Source organism: Streptomyces sp. NPDC028298, from assembly GCF_055565895.1.
The window spans coordinates 75,877-96,774 of record NZ_JBVHTL010000012.1; the positions used below are offsets into that span (position 1 = coordinate 75,877).

The window sequence follows — 20,898 nt, forward strand, 5'->3', positions numbered from 1 at the left end:
AGGAAAGTCGGGACCATCGGCCCCTGTCAGGGAGGTTCGGCCACTGGCCTCGAACACCGCCGTCGCGAAGGATCGTGTCCGGACCGACTCACCCGGAGCGACCGGGCGCAGGACCGACCGCCCGCTCGCCGAGGCCGTCCTGATCGCCACCTTGGAGGACTGAGGCATGCGCATCGTCATCGCTCTCGGCGGCAACGCCCTGCTGCGCCGCGGCGAACACCCCGACGCGGCGGTCCAGGTGGCCAACATCGACCGCGTCGTCGGCGCGATCGCCGCCCTCGCCCACGATCACGAGATCGTCGTCACGCACGGCAACGGCCCCCAGATCGGCCTGCTCGCCGGCGAGAGCGCAGCCGATCCGGCCCTGAGCGCCCCCTACCCGCTGGACCTGCTCGGCGCGCAGACCCAGGGCATGATCGGCTCCCTTCTGGTGCGCGGCCTGCACGACGCCCTGCCCGGACGCCGGACCGTCGCACTGGTCACCCACACCCTCGTCCGGGCCGACGACCCGGCCTTCGAGCACCCCACGAAGTTCATCGGCCAGGTGTATCCGTACGACATCGCGAGCGCCCTCGCCCGTAGGCGCGGCTGGCACATCGCCGCCGACACCACCGGCTGGCGCCGCGTCGTTCCCTCACCGGCACCCGAAGGGGTCCTGGAGACCGAGACCGTCCACGAACTTCTCGCCGGCGGGTCGATCGTCGTCTGCGCGGGCGGCGGAGGCGTCCCCGTCACCGCCGACCTCGACACCGGAGCGCTCACCGGGGTGGAGGCCGTCGTCGACAAAGACCTCACGGCGGCCCTGCTCGCCGAGGACCTGAAGGCCGACTTCCTGCTCATCCTCACCGACGTGCCCTGCGTCTACACCGACTACGGCACGGCCGGTCAGCGGCCCGTACTCGGCGCCACGCCCGCCGAACTGCGTGGCGGAGGCTTTCCCGAGGGCTCGATGGGCCCCAAGGCGGAGGCGGCGGCCCGGTTCGTCGAACGCACCGGGGGACTGGCCGCCATCGGTGCACTGGACGCCGCGTACGAGATCGTCCACGGGACCTCGGGCACGCTCGTCCGCCCCGAGCTTCCGGTGGTGTGAGCGTCCCACGGGGACAGTGCTTCCGGTGGTGTGAGCGTCCTACGAAGGCCGTGCTTCCGATGGTGTGAGCGTCCCACGGGGACCGTTCGGGCCGTCGGCGGCCCGAACGGCAGCGGCTGGGGGCCGTCGGCACAGCCCGCGGTTCAGGAACCGCTCGTCCGCGGTCCGCCGACGGCCTCCGACTCACCGGTGAGCCGGGGTTCGACGTCCACGACGCCCTCGACAGCGCGTACGAGGCGCACCGCGACGGAGATCAGCGAGGTGTCGTGGAAGTGGCCGCGCAGGGTGACGACTCCCTCGCTCACGCTCACGTGGATGGCGTGGCTGAAGCTCGGGAAGAGGCACGACACGACCGTGCGGCGGACCTCCTCGGCTATCTCGTCGTCGGACCGCAGGAACACCTTGAGCAGATCGGCGCGACTGACGATGCCGACGAGCATGCCGATCTCGTCGACCACGGGCAGCCGTTTGACGTGGCGGACGGCCATGATCCTGGCCGCCTGAGCGAGCGTGGCGTCCGCGTGGACCGTGACGGCCGGGGTACTCATGAGTTCCGCCGCCCTGGTCGCACCGGCCTTGGCCGTGTCGTGCAGGCGCTGTCGCTGCCGGGAGAGGTCCTGTTCCTCGTAGCGGAACTCCTCCTTGGGCAGCAGGTCGGCCTCGGAGACGACACCGATGACACGCCCCTCGCCCTCCAGCACGGGCATGGCGCTGACCTTCCACTGCTCCAGGGTCCGCACGATCTCCTTGAACGGAGCGTCGCGCCCCACGGCCACGACCGTATGAGTCATCACATCACTCACGATGTGCGGAGTGCCGGTCATGGAGATCAGTCCCCTTCCGGTACGACCGCCACGGGGCAGGCGGCGTGGTGAAGCAAGGTGTGGGCCACGCGTCCGAGTTGCAGTCCGAAGTGACCGGACCTGCGACGCGCCCCGACGACCACGAGGTCGGCCGCGGCCGACCGGTGGACCAGCGCCTTGCGTGCCTCGCCCTCCACGGTCGTCCGGCGCAACCGGACGTCGGGACGGGCGACGGACGCGTCGGCGACGAGGTCCTCGATGAGCTGAGCGGCCTGTCGCTCGTGCCGGTGCGCCGGATCCTCGGCCGGTCCGGCGGCGTCGGCCCCTTCGCCGGCCGGGCACCGCCAGGCGCGGACGATGTCCAGCTCACATCCACGCGCCTCGGCTTCCCGGAACGCGAAGCGGGCCGCCTCACGGCACAGGGCGGGGTCGCCGACGCCGAGCAGGATGCGGCCATGGGATCCGGCGAGAGCCGCCTTGTCGCCCCGGACCACGATGACAGGGCAGTCGGCGCGGGCCGCGACCGACAGTCCGACGGAACCGAGCAGGGCCCCCTTGAGCTCTCCGCGGCCGCGTGAACCGGTGATCAGGGCCGTGGCGTTCCGGGCTTCCGCCAGGAGCGCGGAAACGGCTTCCGCCGGTGTCACTTCCGTCGAGACGTCCAGGTCGGGGTTGTGCCGGTGGACCCGTTCCGCCGCCGAAGCGACGATGTGCTCCGCCAGCACCTGGCCGGAGGAGCGTTCGCGGCTCAGCGCCGGCAGCGCTGCCTCGTAGCGCTCCCATGCGGACGCGTGGACCACCCGCAGCGGAAGCCGACCGCGTGCGGCCAGGTCCATCGCCCAGTCGAGGGCCAGCAGGCTGCCGTCCGATCCGTCGACACCCACGACGAGGGGGAGTGTCATTGTCTCCACCGCCTTCCGTCTTGGCCGTGAACCCGCGGTTCACTCGGCCGCGAATCCGCGGTTCAAGGGTCACTTTCACGGTCGTCCCGACGGATGCGTGACGGCAGGGGCCGTTCAGCCCTCACCTGCGACATTCGGCCCTGTCGGGTCACGGACACGGCTGAGGCGGGATGCATGGACGAACACGTCTCCGCGTGCTGCGTGCTGAGCGCCGAGTTATGGGGAGGGCGCGCGAGGGTTGCGTGTACTGGAGTGGGTGGCGTCAGCGGACGTCGAGCACGTCGGTCACGGGCCGGCGTGGGCTTGCCGCGCCCTGCGGACCGTGGCCGAGCCGGATCACCATCTGGACGTTCGCCATGGCGGAGGCGGGGTCGCGGACGGCCCACCGGATGTCCGGCCACTCCGTCGGCTGGGAGGTGAGGGAGGCGACCAGTCCGTCCGCGGTGGCCTGGAGCAGGACCCGCTCCAGTGCCTGACCGGCGCACAGCCAGTCCCGGGGCTTGTCACGGGCCGTCCCGAGCAGAGCGATCTTCGGGTTCTTCTCGAAGGCCGCCCAGCCCCGCCCGGGCACTGGACGGCCGAGGGCGAAGTCCCGTACGGGGACCGACGTGCCGCGCTGCAGCGGACCGAACGCCTCGCCGGGGATACCGTCCGACGCTTTGTCGCCGGTCGACGGCTCAGGCCGCGTCCATCGAATCGTCTCCTCGTGCACTCCCGGGGCGAACGCCTCCGTGGCCTCGGCGTCCTGGACCAGTTCGAGGATCGACCGCACATGCCAAGGGTCGGGGAAGAACAGGTCCGCGCCTTCGAGACGGGCCGCCTCGGACAGCCGTTCTCGCGTGGGTACGGGGATCTCCTCGTCGCGGAAGGGGAAGCGGCTCGAGTGACGGCGCAGGATCGCCGGGGCCAGCCGGGCGAGCGCGCTGTCGGGCGGTCCCGTGCCGATCAGACCCACCTCGGCGAGGAGCCTGGGGTCGGCGGGATCGGGGAGCAGCCGGACGTCCGGCGCCCGCCCGCCCGCAGCGGCGGCCACGCGCAGGTTGAGCAACGCGGCGCCGCACCCCATGTGCAGGCCGCGGTTCTCCGGATCGGTGTGCGGAAGCGCGCGGTCCGGATCGGCGTAGAGCCGCAGGACGCCCGAGTCCCGCAGGAAGCGGAACGCCCATGGCTGCGCGTTGTGCAGCGAGGGCGCGGCGGTGGCGTCCGCCACGAGTTCCTCGATGGTGTTCGCGTCAAGAGGTGCTGCGTTCACGGTGCTCACCTTCCGCGTGACGTCCCATCCGCCCCTTCGGCCTGGGCGAGCGTGCACACGTGTCTCGCCTCCCCGCGGTGGCGGTGCAGCGGAGGAATACCCTCCGCCCCTTCCATGGAAGGCTCGCGCGGGGTCGGCCGGGCAGGGGCCATTGGTCCCTCAAGGCGGCGGTCCGGCAGGGGCCATCGGTCCCTGAAGAGGGCCCGGTCGGGCCTCATGCACCCATCGGTCAGGGCCTCTGTCGCCCCGCCCCCTCCTGCCCGACGGGTTTCCGCGCAACGAGTTCGTCGACCAGCGCGGCGACCTGCTCCACCTCGATGAGGAAGCCGTCGTGGCCGTGATCGGACGCGATCAGCCGGAGACCGTCCGCGGTGGAGATACCGGCCGCCAGCTCCGCCTGCTGCGCCGGTGGGTAGAGGCGGTCCGAGTCGACTCCGGCCACGAGCGTCGGGGCCGTCACCCGGCGCAGGGCCGCGCGCACGCCGCCGCGGCCCCGGCCGAGGTCGTGACTGTCCATGGCCTCCGAGAGCACGACATAGCTGCCCGCGTCGAAGCGTCTCACCAGCTTGGCCGCGTGATGTCCGAGGTAGGACTCGACCTGGTACCGGCCCCCGTTCCAGGGATCCTCCGTGCCCTGCGGCGTACGGCCGAAGCGGACGCGGAGCTCCGGCTCGCTGCGGTAGGTGACGTGGGCGATCCGGCGGGCCAGCCCGAGTCCGGTGTCCGGGCCCGGGCCGCTGTCGTGGTAATGGCCTCCCCGCCAGTTCGGGTCGGAACGGATGGCGCGCAGTTGGACGTCGGCCCAGGCGATCTGCTCGGCGCTCGCCGCGGCGGTCGTGGCGAGGACCAGGAGCGCACCGGTCCGCTCGGGATACGACACGGCCCATTCCAGCGCCCGCATACCACCCATCGATCCGCCGACCACCAGGGCCCAGCGTTCGATGCCGAGCGCGTCGGCCAGACCGGCCTCGGCCGCCACCTGGTCGCGCTGTGTCAGAAACGGAAAGTCCCCGCCCCAGCGTCGTCCGTCCGGTGTGAGCGAGGACGGCCCGGTGCTTCCCTGACAGCCGCCGAGGACGTTCGGGGCCACGACGAACCAGCGGTCCGGGTCCAGGGCGCGGCCCGGTCCGACGAGACCGTCCCACCAGCCGGGGGTGGGATGCCCGGGTCCGGCCGGTCCGGCCACGTGACTGTCCCCGGTGAGGGCGTGCAGCACGAGAACGGCGTTGGAGGCGTCCGGCGCGAGCCGTCCCCACGTCTCGAACGCCAGCCGCACACCCGGCAGTTCACCGCCGGCCTCTAGCGCGAGAGGTTTCTCCCGGGTGAACCACTGGCGCCGCCCCGGCGGGTCCCCCTCCCGCCAGGCACCGGTGGCCGGAGGGAGGGGCTCCTGATGGGACGTCAATACGGGTTTCAGGACGCTTCCTTGGCGGCGCGGAAGCCTGCCTCCAAGTCCGCCTTCAGGTCGGCGAGGTTCTCGATGCCGACCGACAGGCGCACGAGACCGGGCGAGGTGCCGGTGGCCGTGAGCTGCTCGTCGTCGAGCTGGCTGTGGGTGGTGGACGCCGGGTGGATGATCAGGCTCCGTACGTCGCCGATGTTGGCGAGATGGCTGAACAACTCGACCGCGTCCACGAACCGTTTGCCCGCCTCCACCCCGTCCCGCAGCTCGAAGGAGACCACGGCACCGGCACCGCGCGGCAGATACTTCTGCCCGGCGTCGTACCACCTGCTGGACTCCAGCCCCGGGTAGTGGACGGCGGCGACCTCGTCGCGGCCCTCCAGCCACTCGGCGAGAGCCTGGGCGTTGGCCGAGTGCCGTTCGATGCGCAGACTCAGCGTCTCCACACCCTGCAGCAGCAGGAAGGCGGAGTGCGGGGACAGCGCCGGGCCGAGGTCGCGCAGCAACTGCACCCGAAGCTTGACGGCGAAGGCGCCCGGGCCGAGTGCGGGCCAGTACTGGAGGCCGTGGTAGCTCGGGTCCGGCTCGGTGAAGTCCGGGAACCGGTCCGCGTGGGCGCCGAAGTCGAACGTGCCGCCGTCGACGACCACCCCCGCGATGGTGGTGCCGTGCCCTCCCAGGAACTTGGTGGCGGAATGCACGACGATGTCCGCGCCGTGCTCAAGTGGCCGCAGCAGATAGGGAGTCGGGACCGTGTTGTCCACGATCAGCGGCACGCCTCCGGCGTGGGCCACGTCGGCGACGGCCCGTACGTCCAGCACGTTGCCGCGCGGGTTGCCCAGCGTCTCGGCGAACAGCGCCTTCGTGTTCGGCCGGATCGCCGCCCGCCACGCCTCGACGTCGTCGGGGTCGTCGACGAAGGACACGTCGATGCCCAGCCGGGGGAGCGTGTGGCGGAAGAGGTTGTACGTACCGCCGTACAGCGAGGTACTGGAGACGATGTGGTCGCCCGCACGGGCGAGCGTCAGGATCGCCAGGGTCTCCGCGGCCTGTCCGGAGGACAGTGCGACGGCCGCGACACCGCCCTCCAGCGCGGCGATCCGCTGCTCGAACACGTCTTGGGTGGGGTTGTGGATGCGGGTGTAGATGTTGCCGGGTTCGGCCAGCGAGAAGAGGTCGGCCGCGTGCTGGGTGTCACGGAACACGAACGACGTCGTCTGGTAGATCGGTGTCGCCCGGGCGCCGGTCGTCGGGTCGGGCGCGGCTCCGGCGTGGATCTGCCTGGTCTCGAAGGACCATGCCGAGGTGTCAGGTCCCCCGGGAGACTCTTCGGGGGTGTGGCCGGCGGTGACGGAATCGATGGGCTGGGTCATGGTGCTGCTCCCTGTACGGAGGGTGGGAACGGGAAGGTGCGCGCGGGGGCGCACGGCGCCGTGGGGACGTGAGGAACCACGTCGCCGGGGACGTATGGATGAACCGCGTCGGCGATGACGATGGAGGAGGAGCCACGGCGCCGAGGACGGGCCAAGGACCTACGCCGTCGAGGACCGGTGAAGGACCCACGGCGTATCGACCACGGCCGGTACGTCGGCAGCGGTCAGCGCTGGGCGGTGAAGAAGGTGCTGGTCAGAGGCCTGAGCGGGATGTCAGCTCGCGGCCGGACAACCAGTGGTGGTGACACGCACGTAATCGACGTGGCGGCGGGTCACGAGCACGGTCATGAGCCCAGGTAACCACACGGCGTCGTCAGGAACCAGCCAGACGGCGGTGTTTCATGCGTTCGAGGGCGTGCCGGACCGGCTCGCTCCGGGCGTGCGAAGGCTCAGACCTGACCGGTCCGTTGTGCCAGGCGGCCTCGCACACGCCAAGTCCTGCCGTACGCGTCAAGGGCAAGCACCGCCCGGCACGACGTCGTGCCCGGACAACCGGAGAAACCCTCCGTGTCCGCCATGCAAGACCCGCCCTGATTTCCTTGACCGCCGTGGTGACCGTCTGCTGAACTCCCGTCTCATGAATCCGCGCGTGGACCTCACCCGGCGGCGCCACATCGATCTGGCGCACGTCGCCAGTACGTTCTGTTGTCGCTGACCCGGCTGATCGTCCCCGGCGGCCGTCGGCTCGCACCGACGGTGCGCGTCTGACCGAGGCGGTACCGAACCGCCTGTGCCGCGCCGCTGCCGCGCGGGATCGTCGCCTCCGACGTCTGAGCGACTGCTTCCACGACCTCACCTTGCGCTTCCCCTTCCCGGCTGCGGGCTGAGCTGTCCGCCGTGCGGGACCCGCATGAGCGGGGGAGGCCGCGCGGACGGTCGGCAGTCGTCCCAGTCTCCGGAGAGCGGGTGAGCCGTCACACCGACCACGGTCGGTGAGGAGGGCGGCCCCGGTCCGGCGAACTGACGTCAGCCCCCTCGAACGGCTCGCACGGCCGGCCTTCCCGCGTGACCAAAGGCCGTCGGCCCCTGTGTCGCCACCACGACATCTGCTCGGTCTCCGGCCGTTCGGTCCGTGAGGCGATCCGTCGCTGCCGTCTTCCATGCCCCAACACCCGGTGGCGTGCCCCATCACACCCGGCGGCGTGCCACCTCCCCGAGAAGGACCACCTCATGCCCGTGTCCATCCGTAAACTCACCGGCCGCATAGGCGCGTTGGTCGAAGGCGTCGACCTCGCCGCTCCAGCGGCCGACTCCACGCCCAAGGCACTCCGAGACGCCCTCAACGAGCACAAGGCGCTCGTCTTCGACCAGGCCGGTCTCGACAACTCCGGACAGGAGCGCGTGGCCCGCTGGTTCGGCGAACTCACCACCGCCCACCCGAACGTGGCGGCCGCCGACGGCACGACCAACGTGCTGGCCGTCGACAGCGAGACCTCCAAGGCCAACGAGTGGCACACCGACGTCACCTTCGTGGTCAACCCGCCCCAGGTCGCCACCCTGAGGTCCCTGGTGACCACGCCCTACGGGGGCGAGACACTCATCGCCAACGCCGCCGCTGCCTACCGCGATCTGCCCCGGCCGCTCCGCGACCTCGCTGACTCACTGCGCGTCGTGCACACCAACCAGTACGACTACGCGCGCCCCGCGGCCGCCACGGCGGAACAGCGGGAGTACGACAGGATCTTCGTCTCGACGCCGTACGAGGCCGAGCACCCGGTCGTACGCGTCCATCCGCTGACCGGCGAACGGGGCCTGTTCATCGGCGGGTTCGCCAAGAGGATCGTCGGTCTGCCGAACAGCGACTCGGCGGATCTGCTGCGCATCCTCCAGTCGTACGTGACGCGTCCGGAGAACATCCTGCGCTGGACCTGGTCTCCCGGGCAGCTCCTGATCTTCGACAACCGGATCACCCAGCACTACGCGGTCGACAACTACGACGACCACCCGCGACTGCTGAACCGGGTGACCGTCGCGGGAGAGGTCCCGGTCGGCGTCGACGGACGCCGCAGCGAACAACTCGTGGGCGACGCCTCGCACTACACCAGCGTCCTGGCGGTGGCGGCATGACGGAGGTCCGCATCCCGGCGCCGGCCGTTCTCAAGGGCCCGGACGCCGCGACCGACGCCGTACGGGAACGCGAGGTCTTCCTTCCCCGCGACGCGCGCCGCCGGACGGCGCTCGCGACACTTCGTGACCGGCTGCGCTGGCCGCTGGGCATCTACACGACCCCGGTCGCGATCCTCCTGCTCTGGGAACTGCTCGCCCGGGCCGGCGTGGTCACGAAGACCTACGCTCCGGCGCCGACCTCGATCGTGCGGTCCGCCGTCGACCTGTGGCAGCAGGGCGTGCTCGGCCCGGACGTGGCCGTCTCGCTCCAGCGGGCCGGTATCGGTCTCGCGATCGGCCTGTCCGTCGGCATCGTCACCGGCGTGCTCGGCGGGCTGCTGCGCAGCGGCGAGTATCTGTTCAACGGCCTCGTACAGGTCCTCAACACGATCCCCCTGCTCGCCGTACTGCCCCTGATGATCGTGTGGTTCGGCATCGACGAGCTCACGAAGGTGCTGCTGATCTCCTTCGGTGCCAGCGTGCCGATGTACCTCAACCTGTTCGCCGCGATCCGCGGCGTCGACCAGCGCCTCATCGAGATGGCCCGCACGACCGGAGCCGGCAGGTGGCGCCTGGTGACCAGGGTCCTGGTTCCTGGATCGCTGCCGGGTTTCCTGGTGGGTCTCCGCTTCTCCCTCGCGTACAGCGTCCTCGGCCTCGTCGCCGCGGAGACGGTCAACGCCGACAAGGGACTCGGATTCCTCATCACACAGGGACAGACCTATCTCCAGACCAACCAGGTCTTCGTGGGGCTGGTGATCTACTCGCTCCTCGGCCTGCTCGCCGACCAGTTCGTCCGGGTTCTCGAACGGGTGCTGCTGCGGTGGCGCCCGAGTTATGAGGCGTCATGAGCAGCACAGTCGCGACCGACCTCCGCCGCCGGACCGGCGTCGTCGTGGAACGGGTCGTCCGGCAGTTCGGCGACCGGGTCGTCCTCGACCGGCTCGATCTCACCATCGAAGACGGCGAGTTGGTGATCCTGCTCGGTCCCTCGGGCTGCGGGAAGAGCACGCTCCTGCGGCTGCTCGCCGGACTTGACCGGCCCGACGGAGGCCGCGTCGAGGTCCCCGCGAAGCGGGCCGTCGTCTTCCAGGCCGACCGGCTGCTGCCGTGGCAGCGCGTCCAGCGCAACATCACACTCGGCCTGCACGGAGCCGACGCGGACCAGCGGGCCCGTGACGTGCTCGCCGAGGTCGGGCTCGCGGGCCGCGAGAAGGCATGGCCCAAAGAGCTCTCCGGTGGAGAGGCTCAACGCGTCTCCCTGGCGCGGGCGTTGGTCTCGGAGCCCGAACTCGTGCTGCTCGACGAGCCGTTCGCCGCCCTCGACGCCATCACGCGGCTGCGCATGCACGACCTCGTACGCGCCCTGCGCACCCGACACCAGGCCGCGATGCTGCTGGTCACCCACGACATCGACGAGGCGATCGCTCTGGCGGACCGCATCCTCGTCATGAGCGACGGACGCATCGGTGCCGCACACGCGGTTCACCTCTCCGCCGCGGACCGCGAGGCGAGTGTGGCCCGCGAGGAACTCCGCGCCCGGCTCCTGGAAGACCTCGGCCTGGCCGGACAGCACTGACCCCCAGATCCCAACACCAACACCGATTCCAGTAAGTGCACGACTGCCCGTTCGAGCAAAGGCACGACCGCCAACGCTCGTACCGATCACAGAAAGCCCAGGACATCCCATGCGCAAGACAACCTCCCGACTCGTCGCCGCGGTCGCTCCCCTCACCCTCGCAAGCACCCTCGTCGCCTGCGGATCGTCCTCCGAGACCACCGCACCGCTGAGCAACGCCGGCAACGCGAGCAGCGAGAAGCACCCCGAGTGGAGCAAGTACACCTTCACGATCGGGGACAACGGCGGTGACGGCAGCGAGGCGCTGGCGAAACTGACCGGCGTCTTCGACAACGCGCCCTACAAGGTGAAGTTCGCGCGCTTCACCTACGGCCCACCACTCGTGCAAGCCGCCGCCTCGGGTGACATAGACCTGGGCAGCGTCGGCGACGTGCCCCCGATCACCGGCGCGGCGAAAGAGTACGGCTTCAAGATCGTCGCGGTGAACCGCTCGCTCACGCCCGACCAGGCGGTGGAGAACATCATCGTGCCGAAGGGCTCGAAGCTGAGGACGGCCGCCGACCTCAAGGGCAAGCGGATCGCGGTCCCGCAGGGCAGTTCCGCCCACGGACTGGCCCTGAACGCGCTGAAGAGCGTCGGTCTCGGCCCCAAGGACGCGAAGCTGGTCTTCCTCGACCCGGCAGCCGCCGCGACGGCGTTCAACACCGGCAAGGTCGACGCCTGGTCGATCTGGAACCCGCAGTCGGCGATCGCGGTCAAGAACGGCGCGCGGATCCTGGTCAAGGGCCTCCCGCCGATCGACCAGACGAGCAGCTACTACGTCGCGAGTGACACGTCGCTGAAGGACAAGACCAGGCGCGCGGCGCTCACGGACGCTCTGAAGAGGCTGTCCCGGGAGTACGCCTGGGCCATCAAGCACCCGGATCAGTACGCGAAGGCGCTTGCACAGGAACAGGGCATCTCGCTGGCCGACGCCAAGGCTTCCCTGGCCGCCTACTCCAACAGGGTGACGCCGGTCGAGAAGTCGGACATCGAACTGGAGCAGAAGCTCGCGGACGCCTTCCTGGAAGCGGGCCAGATCACCAAGAAGGTCGACCTCGACTCCATCACCGACAACCTCCTCCCGGCCGGTTACGACAGCTCCAAGCTGACCTTCAACTGACACCGCCATCCACCTCGACACACGAAGGAGACAACCCGTGACCGAGCGACAGCGTCGGCTCCACCTCAACGCCTTTCTCATGGAAGCGGGCCACCACGAGGCGGCGTGGCGGCTACCGCACAGCAACCCCCGGGCGGACTTCGACCTGCGGCACTGGATCGAGCTGGCGCAGCTCGCCGAGAGCGCCAAGTTCGACTCGCTGTTCCTGGCGGACGGCCCGGCCCTCATCGGAACGGGCGAGTTCCGGCCACCGGGCCAGCTCGAACCCCTGACCCTGCTGACCGCACTGTCCCAGGCGACGAGCCGCATCGGCCTCATCGCGACCGTCTCGTCGACGTACAACGAGCCCTACAACCTCGCCCGCCGGCTCGCCTCCGTCGACCACGTCAGCGGCGGCCGCGCCGGCTGGAACATCGTCACCTCGGCGGGGGCGGACGAGGCGGCCAACTTCGGACTCGACGACCGCCCCAGCCACGCCGAGCGCTACGCCCGCGCCGACGAGTTCCTCAAGGTCGCCAAGGCCCTGTGGGACAGTTGGGAGTCCGACGCCGTCGTCGCGGACAAGGCCACCGGACGCTACGCCGACCCCGAACGGCTGCACCGGCTCGGCCATCAGGGCAGCCACTTCAAGGTGGCCGGCCCCCTCAACGTGCAGCGCCCGCCGCAGGGTTACCCGCTTCTCGTCCAGGCCGGCTCGTCGGAGGACGGCAGGGACTTCGCGGCCCGCCACGCCGAGGCCATCTTCACCGCCCACACGACCTACGAGCGAGCTGCAGCCTTCTACTCGGACATCAAGGCACGGACCGGGGCCGCGGGCCGCGCCCCGGACGGCGTGATCGTGCTGCCCGGCATCGTCCCGTACATCGGGTCGACCGAGTCCGAAGCCCGCGCACTGGCCCGGCAGTTCGACGAGCTGCGTATCCCGGAGTACGGGCTGCGCCAGTTGGCGGCCGTGTTCGAGACCGAGCCCACGGTCTTCGAACTCGACAAGCCTCTCCCGGACTTCATCCTGGCCAGACCGAAGCTGGAGGGCGCCCAGAGCCGTTCCGACCTGATCATCGACCTCGCCGTATGCGAACGGCTCACGGTCCGCCAGATCATCTCCCGACTCGGTGGCGGACGAGGCCACTTCGAGTTCGTCGGCACACCCGAACAGGTCGCCGACACGATCATCGCCTGGTTCGAGGGCGGAGCCGCCGACGGCTTCAACATCATGGCCCCCGCCCTGCCGTCGGGCCTCGCGGCGTTCGTGGACCACGTGCTACCGATCCTGCGCGGGAAGGGCCTGTTCCGAGAGGAGTACGAAGGCACGACGCTGCGCGAGCACTACGGCCTTCCGGTCCCGGAGAACCAGTTCCGGGTCTGACGGTACGAGCCTGATCGGCGGTACGCCATGCCGGTTCCCGGGATGCGCGCACGCACGGTCCTGCCTCGTGCGGAACGTGCGTGCGCGCGGACGGGGCGACGTGACCCTCGTGTCGGTCCGGGCTTCGTGAGCGGGGGAGGGCCCGGCGATACTTTCGCCAGGACCGGCCTAGCCCCGTTCACGCCGGGCTCGGCGCCACCGTTCCACCGACCCGCTCGCCCACCCGCAGCTCGGCTGCAATCTCCTCGTTCTGCCCTGGATCCGAAGCAATCCACCGCCCGCGCCGATGCCGATCAAGGCATGCTTGAAGTCCCGGGCAGATTGGCTACGCGAAGGGAGGCGGCAGGGATGGACGTGTCGTGGACGGCAACGGACCTGGAATCGCGACGGCTGTCAGCGAACGAACAAAGCTCCGACCTTGCGGATCTGACGGACCACTTCACCGCACTGCGCTCGCGTGGTCGCGGATACCTGGAAGCCCGCCTGACGGGCAGCGAGTTTCCCCTGCTGACCATGGGCTTTCAAGATGATCAAGCGGTCATCCATCTGTTCAGCAACGCTGAGAGGTCGTCTCTCCTCGTCGGCGATGGCACGGCGGCGGCGGATGCAGTCGTGCACGTACCGATCATGGACGACCTGGCTGTCTTCAGTGGCGACTGCGTCCTCTCCGTCGATCGAGCCTGGGCCCTCGTGCGCGACTTCATCCGGACGGGGAGACCTTACGAGCTGGGGGAGTGGCGGGACCTGTAGACGCAACCCGATCACCAAGCGAGACACCGCCCAAGCAGGGCACGACCTAGGTCGAGTTGCCGGCCTTCGAGGCCCCAGTCGCCAAGGTTGCCGTCACCGTCGCGTGAAACGGTTGGCGGAGAGTGAGGCAGGCTTCGAGTGCGGCTCGCTGGTGTGGCGGCAAATGGTCACCGAGGGGGGTCTTGCGGGGACTGTGGCTGCCCTCGCAGAGCCAACTCTGTTCGTCATCGTCGAACCACCAGTGCTGGGCACCCCACATGGGATGCCCTTGGAGGAGCTGTCTGGCCAATGCCTCGCCCGCCGCAGGCGCACCCTGAGCGACCAGAGCCTCGACCGCGGCCGTCACGGCATCCTCCGGAATGGCCTTGTCGCCGAGAACCGGCAGCAGAAGGAGGAGACGGGCGTGTGGGTCGGTGACACCTGCCGTACCCGGTGGTGCCTCAAGCAGGGCGGCGAGTTCGGGCCAGCACAGCCCTGGACCGATAGGGTCCTCGTCGTCGCTGGCCAGGACGAGATCCTGACTCCACTCGGGATGCGTGAGGAAGTAGTCCGTGGACGTGAACTCCTCGCCGCTGTTGAAATGCACGACGACCGCGAAGCCGCCCGCCAGCGGCACTGTGAACGTCGGCCAGGCCGAAGGATCGTGGAGCCGGTTCAGCATGGCGGCGGCATCGCCCGCATGGGACCCGAAGCCCTCCGGTGGGCGCCCCTCGGACAAGTTCACCAGGTACGCGGGCCAGAAGCCCGGCTCGTCCAGGAGTGGATACCCGTCCACGACGGGCGACGAGGAGTACCAGTGCCGTGCCATCACCATGCCGGGATTCTCTCCGAGCCTGTTATCGAAGGACGACGCTCACGCCCCGCCCCTCGAAGATTTCCAGGAGCAGGTCGAACAACGAAACGTCCCGATCGCCCACTGGCACGCGCTCGGCCAACCGCGCCCGAGCCTGGGCTGAGGAACCCCAGAGCAGGGTGAATGGTGTGGAGGCGCCCCATCCGCCGATCAGGCAGTCATCCAGAGCGTCCAGGTTCCAGCCGAAGTATCCGCCGGGCCCATTGATGGCCTCGCCGATCGCGCAGTAGAAGCTGTCCTCGTCGACGATGAACTGGCCATCGATGGTGAACACCTGCCCTGTCGGAGCATCGGGCCTTCCCTGCTGCCGGTACCCCCGGGACCACAGCGCGACCGACAGCCACGCGCGTCTGTCCTCGGAGGCAAGATCGTGCCACGTGCCGGTGTGATCAAGCTGACCGGCGCGGATCAAGTCCCATGCCGCGTCCGCCCCGGGTAGCGCGTCCTCGCACCACAGTGTCACCGTGACGTCGATCAGGCCGGCTCCGCGAGCGGAGGGCTCGACATCGACGACGGTGACCTGGCCGACGAAGTAGGACCCCATGGTGACACCGTCGCCATCAAGGAGGTTGATCCAGGCGTTCCCCGCCAGGGCGCGACGACTGCCGACATGGCCGACACTTTTCAGTAGGCCCCCTTGTGGGAGGAGACCTGTTAGGCGCACTCGGCGTGCGCCCTTCTGGTCCGGCAGCGGCGTGAAAAGGCCCTCGGCTTCGTACGCCAGGCCCCAGAAGCCGTTGTCGTCTTCGTCCGAGGTCAGCGCGTACTTCTGCCGCTCGCCGTCCTGCCCCGCTATTCGCATTGCACCCCCCCGTGAGAGCGCTGATCTTACGATGCTCTGCGGAATTGCCTGGCGGTCACCGACGCTGAGGACCCGGACAGGTGCACTCTCGCTGGCCTTGAGGCTTCACCCGGCAACCTGCATTCCACGAGGTGTGCACGCAGGTCGGGTTGCAGGGGTGTGCGTGGTCCCTGGTACCGAGCTCGGCCTCCCTGAGTTGTACCGCAGGTTCTTTGACGCGCTCCGCGAGTTGTTCGATCCGGACGAGCCGCTCACGGGCCTTGAGGAGCTCCGCTTGGAGCATCTGGTGTGCTCTCGGCTTTGGAGCCGTGCTGGATAGCCCCGTTGACGAGAAGGTCCCCGCTCAAGACGTCCACGTGTTTCTCTGAGGTGCCTACGATGTGGGCATGCCATCGTCTGGGGTCGCTCCGGAGAGCCGTCACGGGGTAAGAGGATCGACTGGCCTGGAGCATGCACGAACGGATCGGATCATCAGCGCTTTGTCGTGGTGGTGGGCATCTGCCCCCGTCCTTCTGTTCGCCCCGGCGATCGCGTATGCGATGGGGCTACCGGACGTGCGACGAGAGATCGGCTGGATGTTCGGCCTGACGGCGCTGTTCACCGCCGCGGTCGCACCGACCGCGGGCTTCGTGGTGGCTCAGGTCAAGGACCGTCGAGAGGCACGCGGACGATTCCTGATCATGGCCACCGTGTCCAGTGTGCCGATTCTCTGCTTCTTGTTCTTCGGAGTGCTGTTCCCTGAGTGCCCGGACGGCTACCACTGCTAAGTGTCGCCTCTTCACTGCTGGTCACGCGCGAGATCTTGCCGTCTCTGGTGTGATCATGGCGTCAAAGCCGCCCGAAAGGCTCGGCCATGGAGCTTCCGCAGGTGGACCGGGTCCCACCCGTCGCGGCTTACTGGCGAACAAACTTGACGATGCGCCAGCTCGCCCCGCTCTTCGAGGTTCCAGGTCGGCAGCGGACCGCATCATCGACCGTGCGGCCGGATACCCCACAGCCATCCCTAGAGGGGCGCAGGAGGTTGTCAGTGCGGGGTGGTATCCATGCCGCATGAACATTGATCAGGCCGACCCTGCTGAGCTGGCGGCGCTGCGTGCGGCGTTCGCTGTGGACGACGGAGGCGGTTCGGCTCTTGGGTGGGAGGCAGTGCATGCCTTCGAGGCAGAGCACGGGATCGTGCTGCCCGAGCCGTATCGGACCTTTGTTGCTGAGATATCCGACGGCTCACTCTCCGGTCCGCCTGAGTACGGACTCATGCCGGTCGCGGAGCTGCCGAACGACTGGGGCGGCGAGGAACAGGAACGTGACCTGAGCAAGCCGTTCCCCCTGGCGGAGGCCTGGACGTGGGAGGACGACTCGGACCCTGACGAGGACACCGACGAGGTTCTTGAACAGGTCTTCAACCATGGCTCGATCGTGCTCGGCACCGATGGCTGTGCGTTGAATTGGCACCTCATCGTCAGCGGGCGTCACCGAGGGCACATCTGGATGATCAGCGACGTCGGCGCTCTCCCCTTCGGCGCGCAGTTCGGCTTCACCACCGCCGAGCCTGGCTTTGCAGGCTGGGTCCGACACTGGGCAGAGAACAAGCCCTGGCATGACGCTGCGTGACGCCTCGGACGATTCGACCGTTGCCGTCTGCTCTAGCTGGTCCGCTGCACAGGACGAACGTTGGTCGATCACAACATTCAGGGGGCAGCCTGCCCAGCTGAGCCTTGCCCTCGACGGGGCCGACGGTATGAGGCGCTCGAAGCACGTCCCGCCGTACCGGCCCAGCGGCGACCGGAGGGTGGGTGACACGAACGCTCACTGAAGCGGCAGTGGCGAGGTGCCCTTAGAGGGCTAGCCCTGGCGGGCGTCGCCCCACGCACCCTCCGGCCCCGTCAGCCCTCGTGGCCGGCCCCACTCTCGGCCAAGGCAACGTCGACGCGGCCCGACCGCAATGACGTTCGCCCCCGCGTCGCCTCGCCGAGAGCCTCTGTGAGGCTTTGGAGGTCGTTGTCGGACACCACCCGCAGGCCGTGCTCCGCGAGCAGAGCGGCCATCCGTTGTGGCTTCCACAGTGAGCGCCACGGTTCGCCGGAGGTGACGGAACCGCCGATCACTCGGGACAGCAGTCGGCCCACGGATGCTCTCGCGGAGGGCGTCTGGTAGTTGACGACGAGGACGCTGCCGGGGGCTGTCCGGGCGGCGAGCGCGGCCACCGTGGCGCGCACCTCGTCGCGCGTGAGGTAGGGGACGACGCCCTCCCACAGCCAAGTCGTGGGTACGGAGGGGTCGTGCCCGGCGCCGTCCAACGCCGTGCCGAGGTCGTCGACGGCGAAGTCGACCGGCGTGAACCGCACGGATCGAGCGGCCAGCGGCAGTTCGACCGCTGGGCGAGCGCTCTCCTCCGACCCCAGGACCTGTTGTGCGGCCTCGGTGAGGCGGGCTCGCTTGTCCCGCTGGGAGGCCGGATGGTCGACCTCCCACACGTCCGTCCGCGCAAGCTCGGCCAGACGCCACGCGCGCGTGTCCAGACCGGCTCCGAGGATCACGAGTTGACCGGTCGCGCGCGACCGCAGGGCCTCATCGATCGCGACCGTACGCGGCACCATCACCTCGGCGCACGCCCGGACACTCTCGTACCGTGAGCGCGCCTGCCAGCCTTCGGGCGGCACCCCCGTCCGCACCTCGTCCACGGGGACACGTTCCTCGGCGCGCAGCATCCGCACCGCCACCGGATCCGAGAACCGGCCGACGGCGACTCTCCCGTCCGCCACCGCCCGCCCCTGGCAGACCAGTACCGCCGTCCGACTCGCCGCACGTTCGATCTCGCTCACAGATCCCTATTCAACCCGATCCTGCGCGCGCGTTTGAAGGCGGTGCGCCGCCAGGAGTCGGCACGCGGTGGTCACGTCAGGAAGCCGTCCGGCGCGGCATACCGAGACTTGAGAACGCCTGGCCCTCTTGCTCTCTGGGCCGATCCCTGGCCGTCAGCGGCAGGCAGGCAGGCAGGCAGGCGGACAGACAGACAGACAGGCAGGCAGCCCCGGCGTGCCACCAGACCGGTGATCGCTTGCGGGGGTTAACCCCACCGCTCTCCCTCTCGTCAGCCGCATCACCGACACGCGGGCCAGCCGGATTCTCTGATGAATCGATTCACCGAATGATGGGTGCCACAGCCCCACCACCCATCGACGCCACCACCCATCGTCCGAAGGATCAGCATGTCCCGCTCTACGTCCAGCCGCCGGTCCCTGAACCGTGCCCTGTCGGTCCTGGCCCTGACGGCACTGACCGCCGGCGCCGTCACGGCCTGCGGCGACCACGACTCCGCTTCCCGGCGATCGGCCTCGCCGTCCACGATCTCGTCCACCTCTCCGGGGACCGGCCAGGCGGTCGCGGCGGCGGGCCTGCACATGATCGACAATGGCGGTCACCGTCTGGCCTTCCATGTGACGCGGGGCCACGGCTCCGTCATCGTCCTGGACTCGGGCGGCGGCGAGGACTCCTCCTACTGGAACGACCTCGTCCCCAGGCTGCACGCCGCCACCGGCGCCACCGTCATCACGTACGACCGGGCCGGTCTTGGCAAGAGTGACGTGGTGCCCGGTCCGTGGAGCGTCGAGAGTGCCGTCAGTGACCTTGAAACGGGGCTTCGGCAGTTGGGGGTCACCAAGAACGTGACCTTGGTGTCCCACTCCCAGGCCGGCGAGGTCGCGACCTACTTCGCCAGGAACAACCCACAGGTACTGTCCGGTGCGGTCCTGGTCGACGCCAACCTGCCGCCCCTCTTCACGGATGAGGAGATCGCACGCCTCGTGGCACTCAGCGGACCCCAGGTCAGCGCCGCGAAGAAGGCACCTGACAAGCCGCAGAACCGCCAGCTCATCTCCACTGCGGAGAGCTTCGTCGCGACGAACAAGGCGTTTCACAAGGTGACTTGGCCGGACGCGGTGCCGGCAACGGTCATCGTCTCGGAGAAGACCCCGTTCGACGGCTCCCCCGAAGACGCTCAGCGCTGGCGCGACGCCGCAGCCTCGTTCGTCCAGGACGGGCCTCACCGGACGCTCGTCACCGCGAAGGGCAGCTCCCACGACGTCCCGAAGGACCGTCCCGAGCTCGTGCTCAAGGAGATCGAACGGATGGTCGCCACACAGCACTGACCCCAGCACTCGAACAACGCCCAGCGAGCATGAGTAGGCCCCCGACCGATGGGCGCCAGCCACGAACCGTTCATCCGGTCAGTGGGACTGTGAAGGTCCCGGCGCCGCCACCGGCGGAGATCCGGAAGCGGGGCCGGGGCCGTCGTTCGGATACACCTGACGTGCGTCGGTCGGCCGGTGAACGTGGATGGCCGATCCCTGCTCCTCGGCCACTTCCGTGGTGCAGACTGCTTGTCGAGACTCAGGAGTGAAGGCGGGCGACGGTAGGGGGGGCGGTCGTGGGGGAGGACCTGACGGTCAACCTCGTGGCCTCGCTGCTCGCGTTCGCCGTCGGCTGGCTGGGACGCGCCCTGGTGCACTACTCCCGTACGCGGGCCCCGGCCGCGCGTGTGTGGCGGCTGGACCGCGGCCGACGCGTGGTGGTGGTCGTGGGGGAGTCCGGCCGGGCCTCGCCCGCCTATCCGAAGATCCATGAGGCGGATGCCCTCGCCGCCATGAATCTCCGGCAGTTCCTCTCCCAGGACCTGCGGTTGCACGAGGCCGTCACGGTCAGGGCCAAGGCCTTCGCCATGGCGTCGGACGCCGAGGAGAACCTGGTCGTGATCGGCGGGCCGGCGCACAACGGGGTCTGGCAGTTGATGGCCGACCGGCTCAACGCCCCGTACACCTTCCGCCAGTTCTCCGACGACTACCGCATCGTGGGTGTGACAGATGGCGAGGAATACGGGCGGTCGGAGAGCGGGGCGACTACATTCGTGGACCACGCGATCATCCTTCTGGCACGCAACCCCTTCGCGGCCGGAAGCCGTCTCGTCATGATCGCGGGCTGCGACACCCTGGCTACATCGGGAGCGACGCAACTCTTCGCCCGCGCCGAGATACGCAAGCTGGCGAAGGCGTACGACACGAGAGCCCCGCTCGCGCTCGTCGTGCGGGTCGAGAGCGTCGCCGGGTATGTGCGCCCACCCGAGATCGTGGCCGCCACCAACTTCTCCCAGGCGTCCGTTGTCCGGACCGACCCGGCACCGCGAGCCTGACACGTCCACCGTTCGGACCGACCCCGCCCCGCGAACCTGACGCGGCCACTGTTCGCCCCGACCGGTGACCATGACACGGCCACTGGCCTCCGTACGGAGGTCGGGCACCGCGATCACCGTGACCCAACCGGGGCGAGAAGGGCGGGCGGGCCGCCGCCGAGGACCCCGCCCTGCACCCCACCTGGACCGCGCTCCCCGACCGAACGGATCGCC

General features: G+C 69.4%; 19 protein-coding genes and 1 pseudogene. 12 read left to right on the top strand and 8 right to left on the bottom strand.

All coding sequences use genetic code 11. The annotated features are described in order from the left end of the window. The first annotated feature begins 166 nt into the window (after positions 1 to 166). Complete coding sequence (locus tag ACZ4TO_RS37890) at positions 167 to 1,090, top strand: carbamate kinase (RefSeq protein WP_468026588.1); 924 nt, start codon at positions 167 to 169, stop codon at positions 1,088 to 1,090. A gap of 143 nt (positions 1,091 to 1,233) precedes the next feature. On the opposite strand, the gene ACZ4TO_RS37895 is transcribed toward ACZ4TO_RS37890, so the two are convergent. From ACZ4TO_RS37895 to ACZ4TO_RS37915, 5 genes are all read right to left on the bottom strand, one after another. Continuing rightward, on the bottom strand, positions 1,234 to 1,914 hold the full coding sequence (locus tag ACZ4TO_RS37895; protein WP_468026589.1) for a CBS domain-containing protein: 681 nt from the start codon (positions 1,912 to 1,914) through the stop codon (positions 1,234 to 1,236). A gap of 5 nt (positions 1,915 to 1,919) precedes the next feature. Then, complete coding sequence (locus tag ACZ4TO_RS37900; protein WP_382778420.1) at positions 1,920 to 2,795, bottom strand: universal stress protein; 876 nt, start codon at positions 2,793 to 2,795, stop codon at positions 1,920 to 1,922. A gap of 262 nt (positions 2,796 to 3,057) precedes the next feature. Then, a complete protein-coding gene (locus ACZ4TO_RS37905) occupies positions 3,058 to 4,047 on the bottom strand; it encodes an Acg family FMN-binding oxidoreductase (protein ID WP_468026590.1) in 990 nt (329 codons plus the stop codon). Between the two features lie 229 nt (positions 4,048 to 4,276). Continuing rightward, positions 4,277 to 5,464 carry a homoserine O-acetyltransferase MetX gene (gene metX, locus ACZ4TO_RS37910; protein ID WP_468026682.1) on the bottom strand — a complete coding sequence of 396 codons (1,188 nt, stop codon included), beginning with the start codon at positions 5,462 to 5,464 and terminating at the stop codon, positions 4,277 to 4,279. After that, positions 5,461 to 6,822, bottom strand: coding sequence for a bifunctional o-acetylhomoserine/o-acetylserine sulfhydrylase (locus ACZ4TO_RS37915; RefSeq protein WP_385041785.1), 1,362 nt, complete (start codon positions 6,820 to 6,822; stop codon positions 5,461 to 5,463). Before ACZ4TO_RS37915 ends, metX begins: the two co-directional genes overlap by 4 nt. Before the next feature lie 1,230 nt (positions 6,823 to 8,052). Here ACZ4TO_RS37915 and ACZ4TO_RS37920 point away from each other — a divergent pair. From ACZ4TO_RS37920 to ACZ4TO_RS37945, 6 genes are all read left to right on the top strand, one after another. Continuing rightward, positions 8,053 to 8,949 carry a TauD/TfdA dioxygenase family protein gene (locus tag ACZ4TO_RS37920; protein ID WP_468026591.1) on the top strand — a complete coding sequence of 299 codons (897 nt, stop codon included), beginning with the start codon at positions 8,053 to 8,055 and terminating at the stop codon, positions 8,947 to 8,949. Beyond that, positions 8,946 to 9,839, top strand: a complete 894-nt coding sequence (locus ACZ4TO_RS37925; RefSeq protein ID WP_468026592.1) for an ABC transporter permease — start codon at positions 8,946 to 8,948, stop codon at positions 9,837 to 9,839. The genes ACZ4TO_RS37920 and ACZ4TO_RS37925 overlap by 4 nt, the downstream gene beginning before the upstream one ends. Then, positions 9,836 to 10,567 carry an ABC transporter ATP-binding protein gene (locus tag ACZ4TO_RS37930; protein WP_451075572.1) on the top strand — a complete coding sequence of 244 codons (732 nt, stop codon included), beginning with the start codon at positions 9,836 to 9,838 and terminating at the stop codon, positions 10,565 to 10,567. Before ACZ4TO_RS37925 ends, ACZ4TO_RS37930 begins: the two co-directional genes overlap by 4 nt. A gap of 109 nt (positions 10,568 to 10,676) precedes the next feature. Beyond that, on the top strand, positions 10,677 to 11,729 hold the full coding sequence (locus tag ACZ4TO_RS37935) for an aliphatic sulfonate ABC transporter substrate-binding protein (RefSeq protein WP_468026593.1): 1,053 nt from the start codon (positions 10,677 to 10,679) through the stop codon (positions 11,727 to 11,729). 37 nt (positions 11,730 to 11,766) lie between these two features. After that, positions 11,767 to 13,095, top strand: a complete 1,329-nt coding sequence (locus tag ACZ4TO_RS37940; RefSeq protein WP_468026594.1) for an LLM class flavin-dependent oxidoreductase — start codon at positions 11,767 to 11,769, stop codon at positions 13,093 to 13,095. 348 nt (positions 13,096 to 13,443) lie between these two features. Then, positions 13,444 to 13,845, top strand: a complete 402-nt coding sequence (locus ACZ4TO_RS37945) for a hypothetical protein (RefSeq protein ID WP_468026595.1) — start codon at positions 13,444 to 13,446, stop codon at positions 13,843 to 13,845. A gap of 46 nt (positions 13,846 to 13,891) precedes the next feature. Here the strand turns inward: ACZ4TO_RS37945 and ACZ4TO_RS37950 are convergent, their stop codons facing one another. Both ACZ4TO_RS37950 and ACZ4TO_RS37955 read right to left on the bottom strand, forming a co-directional pair. After that, positions 13,892 to 14,659, bottom strand: a complete 768-nt coding sequence (locus ACZ4TO_RS37950; RefSeq protein WP_468026596.1) for a hypothetical protein — start codon at positions 14,657 to 14,659, stop codon at positions 13,892 to 13,894. Between the two features lie 22 nt (positions 14,660 to 14,681). Continuing rightward, positions 14,682 to 15,500 (bottom strand): barstar family protein, encoded by an 819-nt coding sequence (locus tag ACZ4TO_RS37955; RefSeq protein WP_468026597.1) that lies wholly within the window; start codon positions 15,498 to 15,500, stop codon positions 14,682 to 14,684. Between the two features lie 554 nt (positions 15,501 to 16,054). On the opposite strand from ACZ4TO_RS37955, the gene ACZ4TO_RS37960 reads away from it, so the two are divergent. The 3 genes and pseudogenes from ACZ4TO_RS37960 to ACZ4TO_RS37970 all read left to right on the top strand — a co-directional run bounded on the left by ACZ4TO_RS37960 (position 16,055) and on the right by ACZ4TO_RS37970 (position 17,111). Continuing rightward, positions 16,055 to 16,267 (top strand): hypothetical protein, encoded by a 213-nt coding sequence (locus tag ACZ4TO_RS37960; RefSeq protein WP_468026598.1) that lies wholly within the window; start codon positions 16,055 to 16,057, stop codon positions 16,265 to 16,267. 66 nt (positions 16,268 to 16,333) lie between these two features. Further along, positions 16,334 to 16,508: pseudogene (locus ACZ4TO_RS37965) on the top strand (transposase family protein); the annotation flags it as partial. Positions 16,509 to 16,550: 42 nt separating this feature from the next. Continuing rightward, a complete protein-coding gene (locus ACZ4TO_RS37970; protein WP_468026683.1) occupies positions 16,551 to 17,111 on the top strand; it encodes an SMI1/KNR4 family protein in 561 nt (186 codons plus the stop codon). Positions 17,112 to 17,383: 272 nt separating this feature from the next. On the opposite strand, the gene ACZ4TO_RS37975 is transcribed toward ACZ4TO_RS37970, so the two are convergent. Beyond that, on the bottom strand, positions 17,384 to 18,322 hold the full coding sequence (locus ACZ4TO_RS37975; protein WP_468026599.1) for a class I SAM-dependent methyltransferase: 939 nt from the start codon (positions 18,320 to 18,322) through the stop codon (positions 17,384 to 17,386). 387 nt (positions 18,323 to 18,709) lie between these two features. Between ACZ4TO_RS37975 and ACZ4TO_RS37980 the strand changes: the two genes are divergently transcribed. Both ACZ4TO_RS37980 and ACZ4TO_RS37985 read left to right on the top strand, forming a co-directional pair. Beyond that, entirely contained in the window at positions 18,710 to 19,648 is a 939-nt protein-coding gene (locus tag ACZ4TO_RS37980) for an alpha/beta fold hydrolase (RefSeq protein WP_468026600.1), read from the top strand. 278 nt (positions 19,649 to 19,926) lie between these two features. After that, on the top strand, positions 19,927 to 20,685 hold the full coding sequence (locus tag ACZ4TO_RS37985) for a hypothetical protein (RefSeq protein WP_451075563.1): 759 nt from the start codon (positions 19,927 to 19,929) through the stop codon (positions 20,683 to 20,685). Positions 20,686 to 20,898: the final 213 nt, after the last annotated feature.